The organism is Parasphingorhabdus cellanae (assembly GCF_017498565.1).
Lineage (GTDB): Bacteria > Pseudomonadota > Alphaproteobacteria > Sphingomonadales > Sphingomonadaceae > Parasphingorhabdus > Parasphingorhabdus cellanae.
This window is the reverse complement of record NZ_CP071794.1, coordinates 2,835,890-2,852,004: the sequence shown is the minus strand read 5'-3', so window position 1 is coordinate 2,852,004 and position 16,115 is coordinate 2,835,890. Positions and strand designations below refer to the sequence as shown.

Annotated in this window: 17 protein-coding genes and 1 tRNA gene; 14 read left to right on the top strand and 4 right to left on the bottom strand. The window is 54.6% G+C overall.

What is annotated here, in order from left to right; genetic code table 11:
- The first annotated feature begins 60 nt into the window (after positions 1–60).
- On the top strand, positions 61–324 hold the full coding sequence (gene rpsT / locus J4G78_RS13730) for a 30S ribosomal protein S20 (RefSeq protein ID WP_207987093.1): 264 nt from the start codon (positions 61–63) through the stop codon (positions 322–324).
- A gap of 78 nt (positions 325–402) precedes the next feature.
- On the opposite strand, the gene J4G78_RS18200 is transcribed toward rpsT, so the two are convergent.
- Positions 403–1,419: a winged helix DNA-binding protein gene (locus J4G78_RS18200; protein WP_243457099.1), complete on the bottom strand. Its 1,017-nt coding sequence runs from the start codon at positions 1,417–1,419 to the stop codon at positions 403–405.
- A gap of 427 nt (positions 1,420–1,846) precedes the next feature.
- On the opposite strand from J4G78_RS18200, the gene J4G78_RS13720 reads away from it, so the two are divergent.
- The gene (locus tag J4G78_RS13720; protein ID WP_207987092.1) at positions 1,847–2,488 is read left to right on the top strand and encodes a DUF4136 domain-containing protein; all 642 of its coding nucleotides are present in this window, start codon (positions 1,847–1,849) and stop codon (positions 2,486–2,488) included.
- A gap of 91 nt (positions 2,489–2,579) precedes the next feature.
- Here the strand turns inward: J4G78_RS13720 and dnaA are convergent, their stop codons facing one another.
- On the bottom strand, positions 2,580–4,055 hold the full coding sequence (gene dnaA, locus J4G78_RS13715) for a chromosomal replication initiator protein DnaA (RefSeq protein WP_207987091.1): 1,476 nt from the start codon (positions 4,053–4,055) through the stop codon (positions 2,580–2,582).
- 520 nt (positions 4,056–4,575) lie between these two features.
- On the opposite strand from dnaA, the gene J4G78_RS13710 reads away from it, so the two are divergent.
- Positions 4,576–4,651: transfer RNA gene (locus J4G78_RS13710), tRNA-Val, on the top strand.
- Positions 4,652–4,925: 274 nt separating this feature from the next.
- Here the strand turns inward: J4G78_RS13710 and J4G78_RS13705 are convergent.
- On the bottom strand, positions 4,926–5,531 hold the full coding sequence (locus tag J4G78_RS13705; protein WP_207987090.1) for a TlpA family protein disulfide reductase: 606 nt from the start codon (positions 5,529–5,531) through the stop codon (positions 4,926–4,928).
- A gap of 31 nt (positions 5,532–5,562) precedes the next feature.
- Here J4G78_RS13705 and argH point away from each other — a divergent pair, with 31 nt between their 5' ends.
- From argH to J4G78_RS13675, 6 genes are all read left to right on the top strand, one after another.
- Positions 5,563–6,933, top strand: coding sequence for an argininosuccinate lyase (gene argH / locus J4G78_RS13700; RefSeq protein ID WP_207987089.1), 1,371 nt, complete (start codon positions 5,563–5,565; stop codon positions 6,931–6,933).
- Positions 6,930–7,178 carry a hypothetical protein gene (locus J4G78_RS13695; RefSeq protein WP_207987088.1) on the top strand — a complete coding sequence of 83 codons (249 nt, stop codon included), beginning with the start codon at positions 6,930–6,932 and terminating at the stop codon, positions 7,176–7,178. The genes argH and J4G78_RS13695 overlap by 4 nt, the downstream gene beginning before the upstream one ends.
- Positions 7,179–7,222: 44 nt before the next feature.
- Positions 7,223–8,482 carry a diaminopimelate decarboxylase gene (gene lysA, locus J4G78_RS13690; RefSeq protein WP_207987087.1) on the top strand — a complete coding sequence of 420 codons (1,260 nt, stop codon included), beginning with the start codon at positions 7,223–7,225 and terminating at the stop codon, positions 8,480–8,482.
- Positions 8,483–8,532: 50 nt separating this feature from the next.
- A complete protein-coding gene (locus tag J4G78_RS13685; RefSeq protein ID WP_207987086.1) occupies positions 8,533–9,303 on the top strand; it encodes a precorrin-2 dehydrogenase/sirohydrochlorin ferrochelatase family protein in 771 nt (256 codons plus the stop codon).
- Between the two features lie 18 nt (positions 9,304–9,321).
- On the top strand, positions 9,322–9,795 hold the full coding sequence (locus J4G78_RS13680) for a DUF2721 domain-containing protein (RefSeq protein WP_207987085.1): 474 nt from the start codon (positions 9,322–9,324) through the stop codon (positions 9,793–9,795).
- 167 nt (positions 9,796–9,962) lie between these two features.
- Entirely contained in the window at positions 9,963–10,145 is a 183-nt protein-coding gene (locus J4G78_RS13675; RefSeq protein ID WP_207987084.1) for a hypothetical protein, read from the top strand.
- A 389-nt stretch (positions 10,146–10,534) separates the two neighbouring features.
- Here J4G78_RS13675 and J4G78_RS13670 read toward each other — a convergent pair whose 3' ends face one another.
- Positions 10,535–11,110: a hypothetical protein gene (locus J4G78_RS13670; RefSeq protein WP_207987083.1), complete on the bottom strand. Its 576-nt coding sequence runs from the start codon at positions 11,108–11,110 to the stop codon at positions 10,535–10,537.
- 50 nt (positions 11,111–11,160) lie between these two features.
- On the opposite strand from J4G78_RS13670, the gene J4G78_RS13665 reads away from it, so the two are divergent.
- The 5 genes from J4G78_RS13665 (at position 11,161) to J4G78_RS13645 (ending at position 16,097) form a co-directional block, all read left to right on the top strand.
- Entirely contained in the window at positions 11,161–11,928 is a 768-nt protein-coding gene (locus J4G78_RS13665) for a TlyA family RNA methyltransferase (RefSeq protein ID WP_207987082.1), read from the top strand.
- 62 nt (positions 11,929–11,990) lie between these two features.
- Positions 11,991–13,157: a mechanosensitive ion channel family protein gene (locus J4G78_RS13660; protein ID WP_207987081.1), complete on the top strand. Its 1,167-nt coding sequence runs from the start codon at positions 11,991–11,993 to the stop codon at positions 13,155–13,157.
- Positions 13,158–13,267: 110 nt separating this feature from the next.
- Positions 13,268–14,446: an acetyl-CoA C-acyltransferase gene (locus J4G78_RS13655; RefSeq protein ID WP_207987080.1), complete on the top strand. Its 1,179-nt coding sequence runs from the start codon at positions 13,268–13,270 to the stop codon at positions 14,444–14,446.
- 72 nt (positions 14,447–14,518) lie between these two features.
- Complete coding sequence (locus tag J4G78_RS13650; protein WP_207987079.1) at positions 14,519–14,812, top strand: putative quinol monooxygenase; 294 nt, start codon at positions 14,519–14,521, stop codon at positions 14,810–14,812.
- A 103-nt stretch (positions 14,813–14,915) separates the two neighbouring features.
- A complete protein-coding gene (locus J4G78_RS13645) occupies positions 14,916–16,097 on the top strand; it encodes a GGDEF domain-containing protein (RefSeq protein ID WP_207987078.1) in 1,182 nt (393 codons plus the stop codon).
- The last annotated feature ends 18 nt before the right edge of the window (positions 16,098–16,115 follow it).

The window sequence follows — 16,115 nt, the reverse complement described above, 5'->3', positions numbered from 1 at the left end:
AGCCAAGGTCGCAATAGCGATATATGGCACTTCAGCATTTCAGTTTTTTGAGGAAATTTCATGGCTAATACGCCGCAAGCAAAGAAACGTATCCGTCGCAACGAGCGCCGCACGGTCATTAACAAGAACCGCGTGAGCCAGATTCGCACGAAAATTAAGTCCGTTGAAGCGGCTTTGGAAGCAGGCGATAAAGCCGCTGCAACCACTGCTCTTGCTGCTGTCCAGCCAGAATTGGCCCGCGGCGTGGCCCGCGGTGTGTTCCACAAAAACACGGCATCGCGCAAATTCAGCCGCCTGACAAAGCGTCTCGCTGCGCTGGGATAAGTTTTTCTGGCACAGCCCGGATAAGCTATCACGAAAGAATCACCCGCCCGGCGACTGGCGGGTTTTCTTTTGCCTGAATCAGATCAGTATGAGCCCCTCACGGCGAATCATGGTCAAAAGTCCAACCATTCCCGCGGTGGCTTCCTCACTTAATTCTATAAATATCCGGCGGCCGTCTCTTTCATCGGCCTTTCGCTCAAAAACACCTTCCTCGGTCATGGTTTTGATCCAGCGCAGCGCCGTAGTCGGCGGGACGGATGCCGCAATACAAAGGCTGGAAACCGCGACTTTTGTTCCTTCAAGTTGAGCAGCCATCAAGTCGAGCAACATGTCCCATGCCGGATCGGCAAAAAGCTCCCCGTCGAAATACTGATCGCGCAGCCGCCTTGCCCGAATCAGTCCCCGTACTTCATCGGCAGATATGTTATCGAGTACTGTGGTAGGCCGATGTTCCGGCGCACGGTCGCTATCTGCTCCCTGCAAATCGCCTGATGCTCCCGCTTTGAAACCAATCGGAGAATCCGCGACTTTTGTTTGCGCCTCCGGCTCAAGAAACGGGCTATTGATCAGACGCCTTTCACCAGCAGCTGGCTTCGTCCCGGACAATTTTACCAAGGCCCTTGCAATACGTTCGACGTCAGCAGAAATTTTCTTGAGATCGACCAGATCTATTTCGTCCCGGTCTGCAAACAAGCTGCTGATTGGGCGTTCCGTGCGATGTTCCAGTGATACAAAAAGCTCCGCCACGCTGTCGCTCAGCAGATGCTCAACATGCGGATATTCTACTTCTGCCAAAATCATATCCAGCAGATTGAGATCAGTGCGTATCAGCATCGGCAGACGAGAGGCTTCACAAAACCGCTCAACTCTGCCCAGCGCCTCGCGCTGAACGCCATCCCATTCGGTAATCTGCACCACGATGGTCGCAACATTTATCTGTTCACCTATATCATCACTATTGAAGCTGATAGGCAATGCGGTGCAGCGTCCGCCAAGCAGTTCAATCGCATGGACATAGAGCGCACGCAGCTCGGTATCGTCAGAGACCAATAAAATCTGACCGCCCCAAATGTCCTTCTGAATATTTTGATCCATGGTAATATGCTGCTTTTCTGAAACAATTGATGGAGAGGGCCGGTATCCTACGTCTAGCATCATCTAAGCTGTCTTGACTATTCGTATCAAGATGTAACTTGATGTTTCTCAGGATTTTAAGGTCGAAATACGCGGCAGCTTGGTCATCATGTCCAGCCTGACGATATCGCTTTGCTATGTTGCCATGATCGCAGATAGTAGGTGCGCTATATATCCTTATAAAGTTTGATATTTGGAACCTCGATCCTCTGTACACAGAGTCACTATCCGGCACGAATTGACCCCTCAACATATGGAAAACGGCGATGAGTTGCATTATATTGTCGTTCAATGGTGGTTCAGCATGATAGTCTTAGTGTGATATATGGATGGCGGGCAAGTTGAAGGAATGACGATGACAGCGTCTCGATTTAAGAATTCAAAGCATATGAAATTGACAATTTTTGCGCCCGTCGCCTTTCTGGCGCTGGGAGCATGTGCCAGCCCTTTTCGGGCTGATGTTCAAAGGTTTGAAGCCTTGCCGCCCGCGCAGGGACAAAGTTTTGCGGTGGTAGCGGGTGATCCCGAGCTTTCTGGTGGATTGGAATTTGGCCAATATGCGGCGCTCGTCGAACAACGCATGGCTGACCTTGGCTATCAGCCCAGCGACGATCCGGCAGCCGCGCAGCTCATTGTCAGCTTGGACTATGATGTCGACAATGGCCGCGAAAAGGTGGTGGCAGACTATGATCCGTTTTTTGCGACCGGATACCGCGGCTTTCGTGGCCATCGCGGTTTCTATGGCCGCCATCACTATCGGTTAGGCTATTATGATCCGTTCCTGTTCGGCGGCCACGGCTTTTCCGGCTATGGCGGCGTTCGCAGTTTCACCGTTTATACTTCGGAGCTCGATCTGAGAATTGACCGGAAAGTCGACGGCGAACGGTTATTTGAAGGCAAAGCAGAGGCCATGTCCCGGTCCAAAAACCTGACCTATCTTGTGCCGAACCTGGTCGAAGCCATGTTCACTGACTTTCCTGGCAGCAGCGGCGAAAGAATCCGCATCTCAATAGCGCCGGAAAAAAAATAGCAGCTACACCGAGATAACCGTAAAAAAATACGCCATCCCAGCATTGGCCGGGGTGGCGTTTTTTAATGTCATCTTTTCATTTGGGGCGGCCTTAGCTCTCAAGTTGGCGGAGCAGCATCCGGACATCATTATCCATTTCGGTATCCTCGCCGCGCAATTGCTCGACCAGTTTGACCGCGTGGATAACCGTGCTGTGATCCCGGCCACCAAATTTGCGGCCGATTTCAGGATAGCTGCGCGGCGTCATCACCTTGGCGAGATACATGGCGACCTGACGCGGGCGGGCTACGGCACGCGCGCGGCGTTTTGATGACATTTCATTGCGATCAAGCCGGTAATATTCACACACAGTCCGCTGGATCTCATCAATCGTGATCCGGCGGCGGCATGCGCTCAATATGTCCGACAATTGTTCCTCTGCCAGTTCCTTGGTAATCGCGCGTCCGGTCAACTGGGCATAAGCGAGCAGCTTGTTGAGGCCGCCTTCCAGTTCACGCAGGTTGCGGCTGATCGTGCGGGCAAGAAACTCGACGACATCTTCGGAAACTTGCTGATGCGGCATGCTCGCCAGCCGGTGATGCAAAATGTCGCGGCGTAGTTCCAGGCCAGCGGATTGAATGTCCGCGACCAGTCCCATAGACAGGCGCGACAAGAGCCGCTGATCCACACCATCGAGCGCCTGTGGCGGGCGGTCGGCGGCAACAACAACACGCTTGCCGCGGCTGATCAGAGAATCAACCGTGTGGAGAAATTCTTCCTGGGTTGAATTTTTGCCGACGATAAATTGAATATCGTCGATCATCAACAGATCCGCTTCGCGCAGTGCTGCCTTGAATTCCATCGCCTCGTTGCGGCGCATGGCGGAAACAAATTCGATCATGAACCGTTCGGCAGACATATAAATAACCCGCGCGGCGGGGCATTCAGCGCGGTAAGCATGGCCGATGGCGTGCATGAGATGGGTTTTGCCCTGTCCGGTCGAGGATTGCAGGTAGAGCGGGTTGAATAGCGGTTTTTCCGCAGCAGCCATCCGCTGTGCAGCGTTTTGCGCCAGTATATTGCTATGCCCGGCAATAAATTCCTCAAATGTCATGCGAGGATCGAGGTCGAGCTGAAATTTTCCGGTCTGCGGCGCCGTGATCCCCTGATCAATGGCAGCGCCATTGCCTTTTTTGACCTGGGCGATCCGAGCAGCACCCGCTTTGGCAGCAAAGCTGATATTTTTTACGTCGGAAAAATGGCCTTTCCAGGCGAGGGTCAAGCGCTCGGCATAGCGTTCGCGCACCCAGTTGGCAGCAAATTCGGAAGGCAGCACAAGCTGCAAATCACCATTGTCCGAATCGAAGCGCGCAAGTTTGATCGGTTTAATCCATTGACCATAAATTTGGGCACCCAGGTCGCGGCGCAAACCGGAACAGATAGTCTGCCACGCATCAGCAAGCTGAGCAGCAACATCATCCTGTGCTTCCGAATTACGAATTTCCACGCTAGTTGCTCCTGCCCCGTCGGTTTTTGCCTCAATGGACAGATTCGTGCCTGATCTTTCTATACGCTCTACCACTAACATCCCCCGACTTGTCTCCACCCGCATCATTGCGGGGCCGCTCACCGACCAGCAAAAAACTTAACCTTGTTAGTCAGTTCCCAGCCAAAGGAGCCGCAAGGCACAGAAAAACCTATGCTGAAAACACGTTTTCAACGCTATTTTTTCAAATGTCATAGAGGCCAGGAGTTTGGAATCCGTGGCCACCAGCCGATGTCTCTTAGTAAGCTTGTCCGAGCGAGTCGGACAAGGCCGGTAGCGTAAAAAAAATGAAATAATTTTATTGACAGCCACTAGCAAAGGAAAATTCGTTTATTCTGGCTAAGTGCATGGTATAAAACAATTATTACCTGTGGATAATAAGGCATAACCTGCGAATCGCGGAAGGAGCTTGGTTTTTGCAGCCTGTTACAAAAATAAGCACAAGCGCCATCGCCACGCGCCTCTCATTCTCAAAATATCTGACAGTGAGAGGAAAGGTGCTTGCCAAAGCGCTCATGATTTGGCAATGGCCGCGAACACTTCGTAGGACAGTCCTATGGAAGGGCGATTAGCTCAGTTGGTAGAGCGCTTCGTTTACACCGAAGATGTCGGCAGTTCGAGCCTGTCATCGCCCACCATTTTTTTATTTAACCTCAGGCGCCGGGCGCGGGCATCCGCCCGCTTGGCTTTCCTCGCATAAGCTCGGGCGCGCGGTCGCGCTAGCCGACGCTCCGCGTCGGTTCAGCGCGACATTCAGAGGTAGTGCCTAACCGACGCGCAGCGGAGGCAAGGCCGACCGGCCGCCGTGCCTTATTGGCGCGATAGCCAAGGGCACGGATGTGCCCGCCCGGCGCCTGAGGTAAATAAAAAACTCCCGCGCCCGGCGCTTGAGGTCAAATAACAATCCTCCCCTCACCCCTCCGACAACGTCTCTTCCATCAACATCGCGGCTCTTGCGCCGTCCCAGTCCATCGCACCAATGACCCGCCACACTTCCTTGCCGCTGGCATCATAAAGCACGGTGGTCGGCATTAGACCTGATCCGAATCCAAAGCTCAGCCCGTTTTCCTGATCGGTATAGGCTTCGAGTTCGTTGAAATCCGCCTTGGCGAAAAACGGATCCACTTTTTCCGCGCCCTGAATGTCCTGCGAAACGACCAACACTTTCAACCGGTCTTTCTCGCGCGCCGCTAGCTCGTCCAGCATCGGCATTTCCACCACGCATGGTGCGCACCACGTCGCCCAGATATTCACCAGCACTGGTTTGCCGACAAAGTCTGACAGGCTGACGATCTTGCCGTCGGGATCTTTAAACGGTGTATCGACCATCGCACTGCCGCGTTTTGAGATGTCCAGACGCCCGACTAGTCCGCTTTCGCTTTCGATGGCCTCGCCTTCCTGAGCAGCATCAATAGCTTGCTCCGCATGCTCAGATTGCTTATCGCCAGATTGCACACCACAAGCGACAAGCATTGCCGGAAGGCTCAGGAACAGGAAAAATCGCATCACTAATCGCATATCAGATTCCAACAGCCAGAGTTCTAACAGTATGTGGGGCGGCAGGTTTGCCGACGGCCCTTCATCCATCATGCGCGAGATAAACGCGTCTATCCCGTTCGACAAGAAATTATGGCGTCAGGATATCCGCGCATCGCTCGCCCATGTCGAGATGCTTGCCAAACAAGACATTGTCGCGGCGGAAGACGCGGCGAAGATTATCGACGGTCTCAATCAAATCGCTCAGGAATATGAAGCGGACGGCGTTCCGGAAAATCTTGACCTTGAAGATATACACATGACAATTGAGGCGCGGCTGACCGAAATTGTCGGCCCTGTCGCGGGCCGCTTGCACACAGCGCGCTCGCGCAACGATCAAGTCGCGACGTCTTTTCGCCTGTGGGTGCGCGATGCCATGAACGATGTATCGGACGGCCTTTGGGATCTGCGGGAGGCATTGATCGCCCGCGCCAAGGAGCAGGCCGATACGATCATGCCCGGCTTCACCCATTTGCAAGTCGCACAACCGATTACCATGGGCCATCACCTGCTCGCTTATTATGAGATGTTCACGCGCGATAGCAGCCGGTTCTGGGCGGCCAAAGAGCGCCTGAATCAATGTCCGCTGGGTGCGGCCGCATTGGCTGGCACCGGATTTCCCAATGACCGGCAGATGACCGCAGAAGCGCTGGATTTCGCCGCCGCTACGGCCAATTCGATGGATAGCGTATCGGATCGCGATTTCGCGCTGGATTATCTGATGGCGGCATCGCAAACGGCGCTGCACCTGTCGCGGCTGGCGGAAGAAATTATCATCTGGGCGTCGCAGCCTTTTGGTTTTGTAAAGCTGTCGGACGAGTGGTCGACGGGCAGCTCGATCATGCCGCAAAAACGCAATCCGGATGCAGCGGAACTCGTGCGCGGTCACGCAGGGCGGATTGTTGGATGCCTCAATAGCTTGATGATGACGATGAAGGGCCTGCCCCTGGCCTATTCCAAAGATATGCAGGATGACAAGCCGCCGGTGTTTGAAGCCCATGACCTGCTCGGCCTCTCTTTGGCAGCGATGACTGGCATCGTCCAGAGCGTCACATTTGTCCCAGAAACAATGCGGGCTGCTGCCGATAGCGGGTTTTCCACGGCGACCGATCTCGCCGACTGGCTGGTGCGCGACGTCAATATTCCGTTTCGCGAGGCGCATCATATTACCGGCGCTGCCGTCAAGCTGTGCGAAGAGCGCGGATGCGGTCTTGCTGACCTCAGCCCTGCCGATCTCACCGCCATTGATGGCCGGGTTGCGGGCCATGATATGCCGGATTTAAGCGTCGAAGGGTCGGTCGCCAGCCGCACCAGCTATGGCGGAACCGCGCCAGAGCAGGTAAGAGAGCGAATTGCAGAACTCGAACAGACGAATCGCTTATGAATATTACCGGAAAATTTGCGGCCATGGCTGCGCTGATCATTCTGTCCGCCTGCGGCAATCGCGGGACATTGGAACCGCCCAAAGGGCAATCGCTGCCGAATGCGGTTTACGGCGAGGCTGAAAAGCCGACCGGCGAGGAATTAATCACGCCATCAACCCAGGCACGACCAGAACGCAGCGATGAATTGCTTCGCCGCTCGGAGAAACGGCAGGATGATAAATTCGACTTGCCACCGCCCGGCTAAAACCGCACCCCGCTCCATTATCCCATTTCTGAAAGCCTCGCTCGATGGACCATTTTCAACTTAAAGATGGCGTGCTGCATGCCGAAAACGTTGCACTGCCCGCCATTGCGGAGCAGGTCGGCACACCGGTCTATGTCTATTCCCGCGCCACGCTGGAGCGTCATGCCCGCGTATTCCGTGAAGGTCTGAAAGATGCGGGCAAAATCCATCTCGCCTTTGCGGTAAAGTCCAACCCCAATCTCGCCGTGCTGAAAATTCTCGCCAATCAAGGCTATGGCGCAGATGTGGTATCCGGCGGCGAGCTGGAGCGCGCTTTGGCAGCGGGCATGAAGGCGGAAGATATCGTCTTTTCCGGCGTGGGCAAAAGCAGTGCTGAGCTGATGCTGGGTCTCGACAAGGGCATAGGCCAGTTTAATCTCGAGTCCGAGGAAGAAGGCCAGATGCTGGCCGAAATTGCGGCGGCGCGCGGAGAACAGGCTCCGGCCACCTTGCGCGTCAATCCCGATGTCGATGCCGGGACCCATGCAAAAATTTCCACCGGCAAGGCGGAGAATAAATTCGGCGTCGCGATCGATGTCGCGCCCGATATTTTTGCGCGTCTGTCCAAACTGGACGGCCTGAACCTGCGCGGTGTGGCCGTGCATATTGGCAGCCAGCTGCAAAAGCTAGACCCGCTTGAGAAATGCTATACGCGCATGGGACAACTGGTCAGCGATCTGCGTGCCGCCGGTCACACCATCACCCATGTCGATCTCGGCGGCGGTCTTGGCGTGCCTTACAAGCCCGAAGAAAGCCCTCCCAGCCCGGCGGATTACGGCGCCATGATTGCGCGCGTGACCCAGGGCTGGGACGTCACGCTGATGTTTGAACCCGGCCGGGTCATTGCCGGCAATAGCGGCGTCATGATGACGCAGGTCATCCGCATCAAACCCGGCGTGAACAGCGATTTTGTGATTGTCGACGCGGCGATGAACGATCTGATGCGACCTGCCATCTATGATGCTTGGCACCATTTCGAGGCCGTGCGACCGACCGGTGAAACCATGACCGCATCGATTGTCGGCCCAATTTGCGAGAGCAGCGATATATTTGCCAAAGAACGCGACGTTGACCGGGTGCAAACCGATGATTTCGGCATATTCCGGACCGCTGGTGCCTATGGCGCGACCATGGCCAACACCTATAACAGCCGGCCATTGGTCCCCGAAGTGCTGGTTGATGGTAATAAATTTGCGGTGGTGGCCGAGCGGATTGAACCAGCGACGATCATGGCCGCCGAACATGTGCCGGACTGGTTGAAATAACCGCGTTCTGTTTGTGCTGAACAGCGTTGGCGAAAAGGAGATCACAAGAAATGGACCAGCTACCGATCTTCGTGACGCTCAAAAACCGTAAGGTCATCTTACTCGGCAGCGGCGAAATGGCGGATGCTAAACGGCGGCTCTATGAACGCGCGGGTGCGGTTCTGACAGATGACGAACAGGCCCAAGCAGCGCTGGCAGTCGTCGCAATCGAAGATGATGACGAAGCGGCGGCGGCAGTTAAGCGGCTGAAAGCACGCGGCCTGCTGGTCAACGCCGTCGACCGGTCGGCACTATGTGATTATACAACGCCAGCAATTATTGACCGCGATCCGGTGCTCATCGCTATTGGAACCGGCGGTGCGTCTGCTGGCCTCGCCAAAGCCATACGACAACGGCTGGAACAAATGCTGCCCGCGAGACTGGGGCAGCTCGCCAAGGGCCTTTTTACTGCGCGAGGCCAAATCAAACAGCGGTGGCCCGACGGTTCCGATCGCCGCCGAGCGATTGACGCAGCGCTCAATCCAGGCGGAACCTTGGATCCGTTTGCCGATCAAGATGCTGACGCCATCGACGCATGGCTGAACGATCCGGAAGCAGGCAATCAGACGGGCGTTGTAGAAGTCACGCTGCACAGCGCCGACCCTGATGATCTGACTATAAAACAGGCCCGGCTGTTGGGGCAAGCCGATGCTATTTATGCCGAAAAGAACACACCGGACGCGGTTTTGATCCGGGCGCGTGCTGATGCAGAACGCTTTGATCTGGAAGCATTTGATGCGACGCAGGTCACAGGGCTGACCTTGGTAATACGGTATAGCTAGCCAATACAGGGGATCGATATGACATTGGGGAACTTGGCGCAGGGCGATATCATAACAGTGCTGCAAACCGCATTGGCACCGGCCTTTTTATTGGTTGCCGTCGGCGGGATGCTGAGCCTTTTTGCCGGACGCCTGGCCCGGATTATTGACCGATCACGCATATTGCAGGATTTGTTCAACCAAACCGAAGGCTATGAGCACCAATGCATTGTCGATGAACTCCATGATCTTCAGCTACGGATCAAAATCGTAAACAGTGCAATCTATCTCAGCGTCGTCAGCGCAATTGTCGCGTGCATTCTTATCGGATTGCTCTTTGTAATGGGACTGACGGGTCTGAACCTGTCCGCCGTGGTCGCTGGCGCGTTCATAATCGCGATGAGTCTGTTGTCGGTCGCCCTCATCCAGTTTTTGCGGGAAGTACGGATTGGCGTGCAGGACTTCATGATCCGTGAGGAATATTTGGAAAAGTCCGAGAACAACGTGGGCTAATCACACGACGTCGGCAGGCTTAGTCAGCAGCGGCTGGCCATTTTTGCCTGAAAACTCTCAAGCAAAACCCAGGAAATGGTCAACATACCGCAATCTGTTCGTCAGTGGTTGCGCATCCTGTAGAATGAGCGCCGTCAAAGCAGGCGGGACCAGCTGAAGGAACTATCATGCACAAGCTAACAGCCCTCGCAACCGCAGCATCTTTAACTCTTATCCTGGGAGCCTGCGTTGCTGGTGATGAAGATATCGATTCATCATCGGACCGATATGAGCCAGAAGGATTTGATCCCGAACGCGGTCTTGAACCTCCCGAGGCCGATCCAAACGAGCCATCAGAACCGCAAAAGTGAAAAGAGCCAAAAAGTGAAAAGAGGCTGTCGATCGCTATGGATCAACAGCCTCTGAACATGGGTCAGCGGTTGGAAGTGCCGCTGCCGGGAAACTTGATCGTTAGATCAAATACGTCCCCCGAACGGATTTTTCCGACCCCTGTGCTGAACCATGAGACATCGGACCACCTCCTTTCGCTTGTTGATAAGATACGAACTGTTGCATTGAAAATCTCCGCTTGTTCGACGATTCGAATGTGAATCATTCACTAGCTGTGATCAAGACTTGAATTATTATTATTTGCTGTCACAATCTCTCGCTCGGCCGCGAACCGGTTGATCGCTCTCCACTCACCTTCCAGCTTTTAAATGTGCGCTACCTGCGCCTAATTGGGTGACCAGGCGGTCGGCTAATTGCGGCAATCCTCGACGATGCGGGTGAATTCCGGCCAGATCGGAATGGCCAGCGGGGCCAATCCGGTTGTTTCCACCGCAAACCGGCCACGACTAAAAGCAATCCTGTCCATCATGTAATCGTTCACCGGCAACACAGCTGCGGCATAATTCAACGCTCCACCGCTATTGCGTGCGGGGTAGCTTTGCAGGCCGGAGCTGGCCCGGAGCGTCATTTGCGCGCCGCTATTGGCGACTATGCCCTCGCGCGACAGGAACAGCTGATTGCGCCCCTGATCACAGCGGATCATGAACGTTGCCTCTGCATTGGGCGGGCCAAACAGAGCGATGGAGCCGCGCTCATCCCTGCGATAAACCCAGTCGCCTTGTGCGATCGGCCAATCGGTCCAGTCGCCGCTAACCGGCGCAGGCGCGGGTGCCGGAGTGGCTGTTGGTGCCGAAACAGGCGCCGATGCCGGTGCCGGTGCAGGAGACGGCGCCGGAGTTTGTGCGGGGGCTGCCGTGGGTGATGGCACCACGGCCGAGCAACCGGCGGCTAACAATATGGCGAAAAAGGGTAAAGTGATTCTCATAGCGCATGAATATGGTCAAAAGCATCGCGCTAGGCTAGTCCCATTTTACTATGCCCCAAGAAGAAACCAAGTCCGTCAAACCGGTCAAGTTGCGGATCGATCAATTGCTGGTCGAACGCGGACTGGCCGAGAGCCGTGCCAAGGCGCAGGCCTATGTCATGGCCGGGCTCGTCATGGTGGCGGATCAGAAAATCGACAAGCCGGGTCACAAGGTCGCCAGCGATGCTGCGGTTGATCTAAGGGGCAAGGACCACCCATGGGTTTCACGCGGCGGGATCAAGCTGGACCATGCACTGGACCATTTTAAAATCGACGTGACCGGCCTGACCGCCATGGACGTGGGCAGCAGCACCGGCGGCTTCACCGATGTCATGCTGACCCGCGGCGCAGCCAAAGTCTATGCGGTGGACAGCGGCACCAATCAACTCGCCTGGAAATTGCGGCAAGATGACCGGGTTATCGTGCACGAGCAGACCAGCGCGCGCATATTGACCGATGCACATATAACCGATCCGATAGACCTGATTGTGTGTGACGCCAGCTTTATATCGCTAACCAAAGTGATCGAAAGACCGATGGAATTTGCGGCGGATAAAGCGCGGATGGTTGCGCTCATCAAACCGCAATTTGAAGCCGAGCGCGAAGATGTCGGTAAGGGCGGCGTAGTGCGCGATACGATGGTCCATGAACAGGTTTGCCAAAAAGTAAGAGACTGGTTGACCGAAAAGAACTGGATAGTGGAAGGCATTTCGCAAAGTCCGATCACCGGACCAAAAGGCAATGTGGAATTTCTGATCGCCGCTCGAAAAACTTCATGACGCGTAAGCGACAAATCACACGGGTTGTTTTTCCGCTCCATCCTTATTAGCAGCATCAGCATATGACCCAGTCCACAGATCCAACCATCGTCCCAGAAATTCCTGATTTCGCAGGCACAATTGACCGCTTCATTGACGCGAGCACCGATTGGGTCACGCTGCATTATGTCGAACTGATCATTGCAGTCGTGATCGGCACCAGCATATTTTTCATCCTCGGCGCGATTAAGCGGCTGGCCGCGCGCTATATCCGCAATCAGGACAGTCTGATCGGCTATCGCGCTATCCTCACCAAAGCAATCTCCAAAACGACCAAGCTTTTCATGCTGATGGTATCGATCGAAATCGTGATCGTGGCCTCCAACGCCCCGGCAAAGATCGTCAATTTCGTTGGTGTGCTGTTCACCATCGCTGTGGTTGTTCAGGTCGCGATCTGGTTGCGGGAAATCATTCTCGGCTTTTTTAAACACAAATTATCGACTGATCCGGAAGAAAACGAGACGCTGGCCAATGCGATGACGCTCATCCGGCTGTTGGTGACGTTTGTGCTCTTCGCCATCGCCGCGATTATGATTCTCGACAATCTCGGCGTCGATGTCACCGGACTGATTGCCGGTCTTGGCGTCGGCGGTATCGCCATTGGTTTGGCGGCGCAGGGTATTTTCTCTGATCTGTTTGCGGCGCTGTCGATCATCTTTGACAAACCGTTCAAGCGCGGGGAGACGATAACTTATGACAGCACCACTGGAACGATCGAGAAAATCGGCCTGAAAAGCACCAGGCTGCGCGCCATAACCGGCGAAGAAATCATCATTTCAAACACCAATTTGCTCGATAAGGAAATCATCAACCTGACCCGCCTGGCACGCCGCCGGACTCGCTTTGGCATTGGCGTGATCTATCAGACGAAGCCAGATGAAGCGCGCCGAATACCGGGGCTGTTAAAGGACATTGTCGAACAGCATGATGCTGTGTTTATCCGCTCCGGCTTTGTCGGTTTTGGGGACAGCTCGATCAATTTCGAAGTCGATTTTGACATCATGAGCAGCGAATATGAGCCGGTCTATGAGGGCCGCCACGCCATCGGCCTCGCGATCTTGCAAAAGTTCAACGAAGAAGGTCTTGAATTTGCTTATCCAACGCAAACAACCTTTACCTCAGCGCCCGATGGCAAGATGATCATGCCCTATCCCGAAGGCGGCTTTCCGGTCCATATCGAAGAGAGCTAGCTTGCCGTAACGTCAGGACCAGTGGCAAAGAAAAACCTTGTTAATTGGCCGATTAAAAGAGACTATACGCGCCAAATTCGACTCAAAACCTCATCATAAAGGATCATATCATGCGTGACGCAGTCATCGTTTCTACCGCCCGGACCCCCATCGGACGCGCCTACAAGGGGGCGTTTAACGCAACCGCCGGTCCAACCCTTGGCAGCTATTCAGCCAAAGCAGCTGTGGAACGCGCCGGCATTGATCCCGCTACGGTGGAAGACGTGGTTTGGGGCAGCGCGCTGCAACAAGGCTCTCAGGGCGGCAATCTTGGTCGTAACGTAGCGCTGCGCGCCGGTTTCCCGATTGAAGTGCCGGGCATGACGCTTGACCGTCAATGTTCATCCGGCCTGATGGCGATTGCGACAGCCTCCAAGCAGGTCACGATTGACCGGATGGACGTCGTCGTCGGTGGCGGGCAGGATTCCATCTCGACCGTGCAGACACCAGAAATGCGGATGGCGCCGGACAAAGCATTGGTCGCGATGCATGATGATATCTACATGCCCATGCTGCAAACTGCCGAAGTGGTTGGTGAGCGTTATGGTATTTCCCGTGAAGCATGTGACGAATATGCGTTGAAATCGCAGCAGCGCACGGCCGCTGCTCAGGAAGCGGGCAAGTTTGACGATGAGATTGTCGAAGTTACCGCAACCATGGGCGTGCAGGACAAGGAAACCAAAGAGATTTCCATGCACGAAATCACACTCAGCAAAGATGAAGGCAATCGCCCATCAACCACGCTGGAAGGCCTGCAGTCGCTGAAACCCGTGCTTGGCGAAGACAAGATCATCACTGCCGGCAACGCATCACAGCTTTCCGACGGCAGTTCCGCCAGTGTTGTGATGGAAGCCAGCGCCGCAGAGAAAGCAGGACTTAACCCGCTTGGCCGTTATGTCGGCATGGCGGTCGCTGGCACCAAGCCGGATGAAATGGGCATTGGTCCCGTTTTCGCGATCCCCACATTGCTTGAGAAATTCGACCTGAAAATGGATGATATCGGCCTGTGGGAACTGAATGAAGCCTTTGCGGTGCAGGTGCTCTATTGCCAGCAGAAACTCGGCATTCCCGATGAGCTGTTGAACGTCAATGGCGGCTCCATCTCCATCGGTCACCCCTATGGTATGACCGGCGCACGGTGTACGGGTCACGCCCTGATTGAAGGCAAGCGGCGCGGCGCGAAATATGCCGTGGTCACCATGTGCATTGGCGGCGGACAAGGCGCAGCCGGACTGTTCGAAATACTCTAAACCACACGAGACAATCCGGGGCCGGCACAGCGATGTCGGCCCTGGCCCAATCAAAACAAAAGAGGACGGATCATGGCAGCAGTAGGCGTAGTGGCAACTTTAACCGTAGCGGAAGGAAAGAATGCCGATTTTGAAGCGGCCTTTTCTGAATTGACGGCTGCCGTTCGGGAAAATGAGCCCGGGAATGAATTTTACTCTGTTTTTCAATGCAAGGATAATCCCCAGCAATATAAAGTGCTGGAACGCTATGCCGATCAGGCGGCGCTGGACGCCCACGGGAAATCCGATCATTTCCGTGCTAGCGGGCCCAAGCTCGCGCCTTGCATGGCCGCCGCTCCTGTTATTGAATATCTCGACGGAATCTAGTGGATTTGGCGATGGCAGGCCAAACGGCTCAACCAAAAATATCGCGAAAATACAAATAGTTCTGACCGGTTAATCGACAGGCGCTGCGACCGTTACTCTATGCATGGCCGAAGCAAGTCTAGTCTTTCGAATCTTGATGGTCGTAATCCTGTTGGTTTTTACGATCGTTTTTGCAGCGCTCTACGCTTATGATCGCGACCAAAAGGCACCGGCCTGGATCGCGCTGGCGTATTTTATTGGCCTCACCTCGTTTCTGTTTGATTTGGGGCGGTCTGTCTTTGATCCCGTCATTTCCGATATTCTCGCGAAAATAGCGCTTTGGATGGTGAGCGCGTTCTGGGTGTTGAGCGTTTTTGAATATCACAAAGTGAGGCCTCCGCGAGCAGTTTTGCTTTCCATATTCGGCGTCGGCTTGAGCTTGTTACTCTGGTTCAGCCTGAAACAACCAGATATCATCCAGCGGTCGATATTTTCCAGCAGCACCGGCGGGTTGTTGCTGGCTTGTGCGTTGCCAATATTATGGCGATATCGCAAGAATATGCTCGAAACCGCCTGGTTTTGGGCATTTGCCGGGTTGAGCGCGACCTATTTCGTGCGCCCGGTTATCATCTACGGATTGCTTGGGGAGCGCTATACCGAAACATCCTATAATGCCTCTTCCTATGCCGCCCTGTTGCATTCCAGCAGCGCCCTCTGGGGGCTCGCCTGCGGTCTGGTTATGATGCTGGTGATGGGTAACAAGATCATCGAAAAACATCTGTTGGCGTCGATCAAAGACCCGCTGACTGGTTTACTCAACCGTCGCGGACTGGACAATTACGTCAGCACGCATTGGAGCAGCAAGAAAAACAAAAAGCGGACGCTACTGATTCTTGACCTTGATCATTTCAAAAGCGTGAATGACGAATATGGGCATGAGGCCGGCGATCAGGTGCTGGTGCGAACCGCTGACATGTTAAGAACGCTAACCCACGGGCTTGCCACCATCGCCCGAATTGGCGGGGAGGAGTTCGTCATTCTGCTCAATAAGATGGAAGCAAAGGATGCCCGGTTGGTCGCGGAACATCTCCGACTATCAATTGGCATGATCATGCATCCCGAGCTTGGCAAGCGCGGCACCGTGACTGCCAGCATCGGTATGGCCTCTATGTTCCCCCAGGAAAGCTTCGCAATGGCATTACGCCGCGCCGATCAAGCGCTATATCAAGCCAAAACCCGGGGCCGGAACCTGCTGGTCGTTGCGCCAGAAGATCGGCGTGAGCCGCATCTGAAAATAGCGCAATAGGCGCTATGCGGTTTATAC

What these genes read in the sequence shown, in the direction of transcription:
- J4G78_RS13665 (WP_207987082.1), top strand. Translation starts at nt 11,161, where the DNA reads ATGCCCCAAGAAGAAACCAAGTCCGTCAAACCGGTCAAGTTGCGGATC.
- J4G78_RS18200 (WP_243457099.1), bottom strand. Translation starts at nt 1,419, where the DNA reads ATGGATCAAAATATTCAGAAGGACATTTGGGGCGGTCAGATTTTATTG.
- J4G78_RS13720 (WP_207987092.1), top strand. Translation starts at nt 1,847, where the DNA reads ATGAAATTGACAATTTTTGCGCCCGTCGCCTTTCTGGCGCTGGGAGCA.
- J4G78_RS13650 (WP_207987079.1), top strand. Translation starts at nt 14,519, where the DNA reads ATGGCAGCAGTAGGCGTAGTGGCAACTTTAACCGTAGCGGAAGGAAAG.
- J4G78_RS13675 (WP_207987084.1), top strand. Translation starts at nt 9,963, where the DNA reads ATGCACAAGCTAACAGCCCTCGCAACCGCAGCATCTTTAACTCTTATC.
- J4G78_RS13680 (WP_207987085.1), top strand. Translation starts at nt 9,322, where the DNA reads ATGACATTGGGGAACTTGGCGCAGGGCGATATCATAACAGTGCTGCAA.
- J4G78_RS13685 (WP_207987086.1), top strand. Translation starts at nt 8,533, where the DNA reads ATGGACCAGCTACCGATCTTCGTGACGCTCAAAAACCGTAAGGTCATC.
- J4G78_RS13660 (WP_207987081.1), top strand. Translation starts at nt 11,991, where the DNA reads ATGACCCAGTCCACAGATCCAACCATCGTCCCAGAAATTCCTGATTTC.
- argH (WP_207987089.1), top strand. Translation starts at nt 5,563, where the DNA reads ATGTGGGGCGGCAGGTTTGCCGACGGCCCTTCATCCATCATGCGCGAG.
- rpsT (WP_207987093.1), top strand. Translation starts at nt 61, where the DNA reads ATGGCTAATACGCCGCAAGCAAAGAAACGTATCCGTCGCAACGAGCGC.
- J4G78_RS13670 (WP_207987083.1), bottom strand. Translation starts at nt 11,110, where the DNA reads ATGAGAATCACTTTACCCTTTTTCGCCATATTGTTAGCCGCCGGTTGC.
- J4G78_RS13705 (WP_207987090.1), bottom strand. Translation starts at nt 5,531, where the DNA reads ATGCGATTAGTGATGCGATTTTTCCTGTTCCTGAGCCTTCCGGCAATG.
- dnaA (WP_207987091.1), bottom strand. Translation starts at nt 4,055, where the DNA reads ATGTTAGTGGTAGAGCGTATAGAAAGATCAGGCACGAATCTGTCCATT.
- J4G78_RS13695 (WP_207987088.1), top strand. Translation starts at nt 6,930, where the DNA reads ATGAATATTACCGGAAAATTTGCGGCCATGGCTGCGCTGATCATTCTG.
- J4G78_RS13645 (WP_207987078.1), top strand. Translation starts at nt 14,916, where the DNA reads ATGGCCGAAGCAAGTCTAGTCTTTCGAATCTTGATGGTCGTAATCCTG.
- lysA (WP_207987087.1), top strand. Translation starts at nt 7,223, where the DNA reads ATGGACCATTTTCAACTTAAAGATGGCGTGCTGCATGCCGAAAACGTT.
- J4G78_RS13655 (WP_207987080.1), top strand. Translation starts at nt 13,268, where the DNA reads ATGCGTGACGCAGTCATCGTTTCTACCGCCCGGACCCCCATCGGACGC.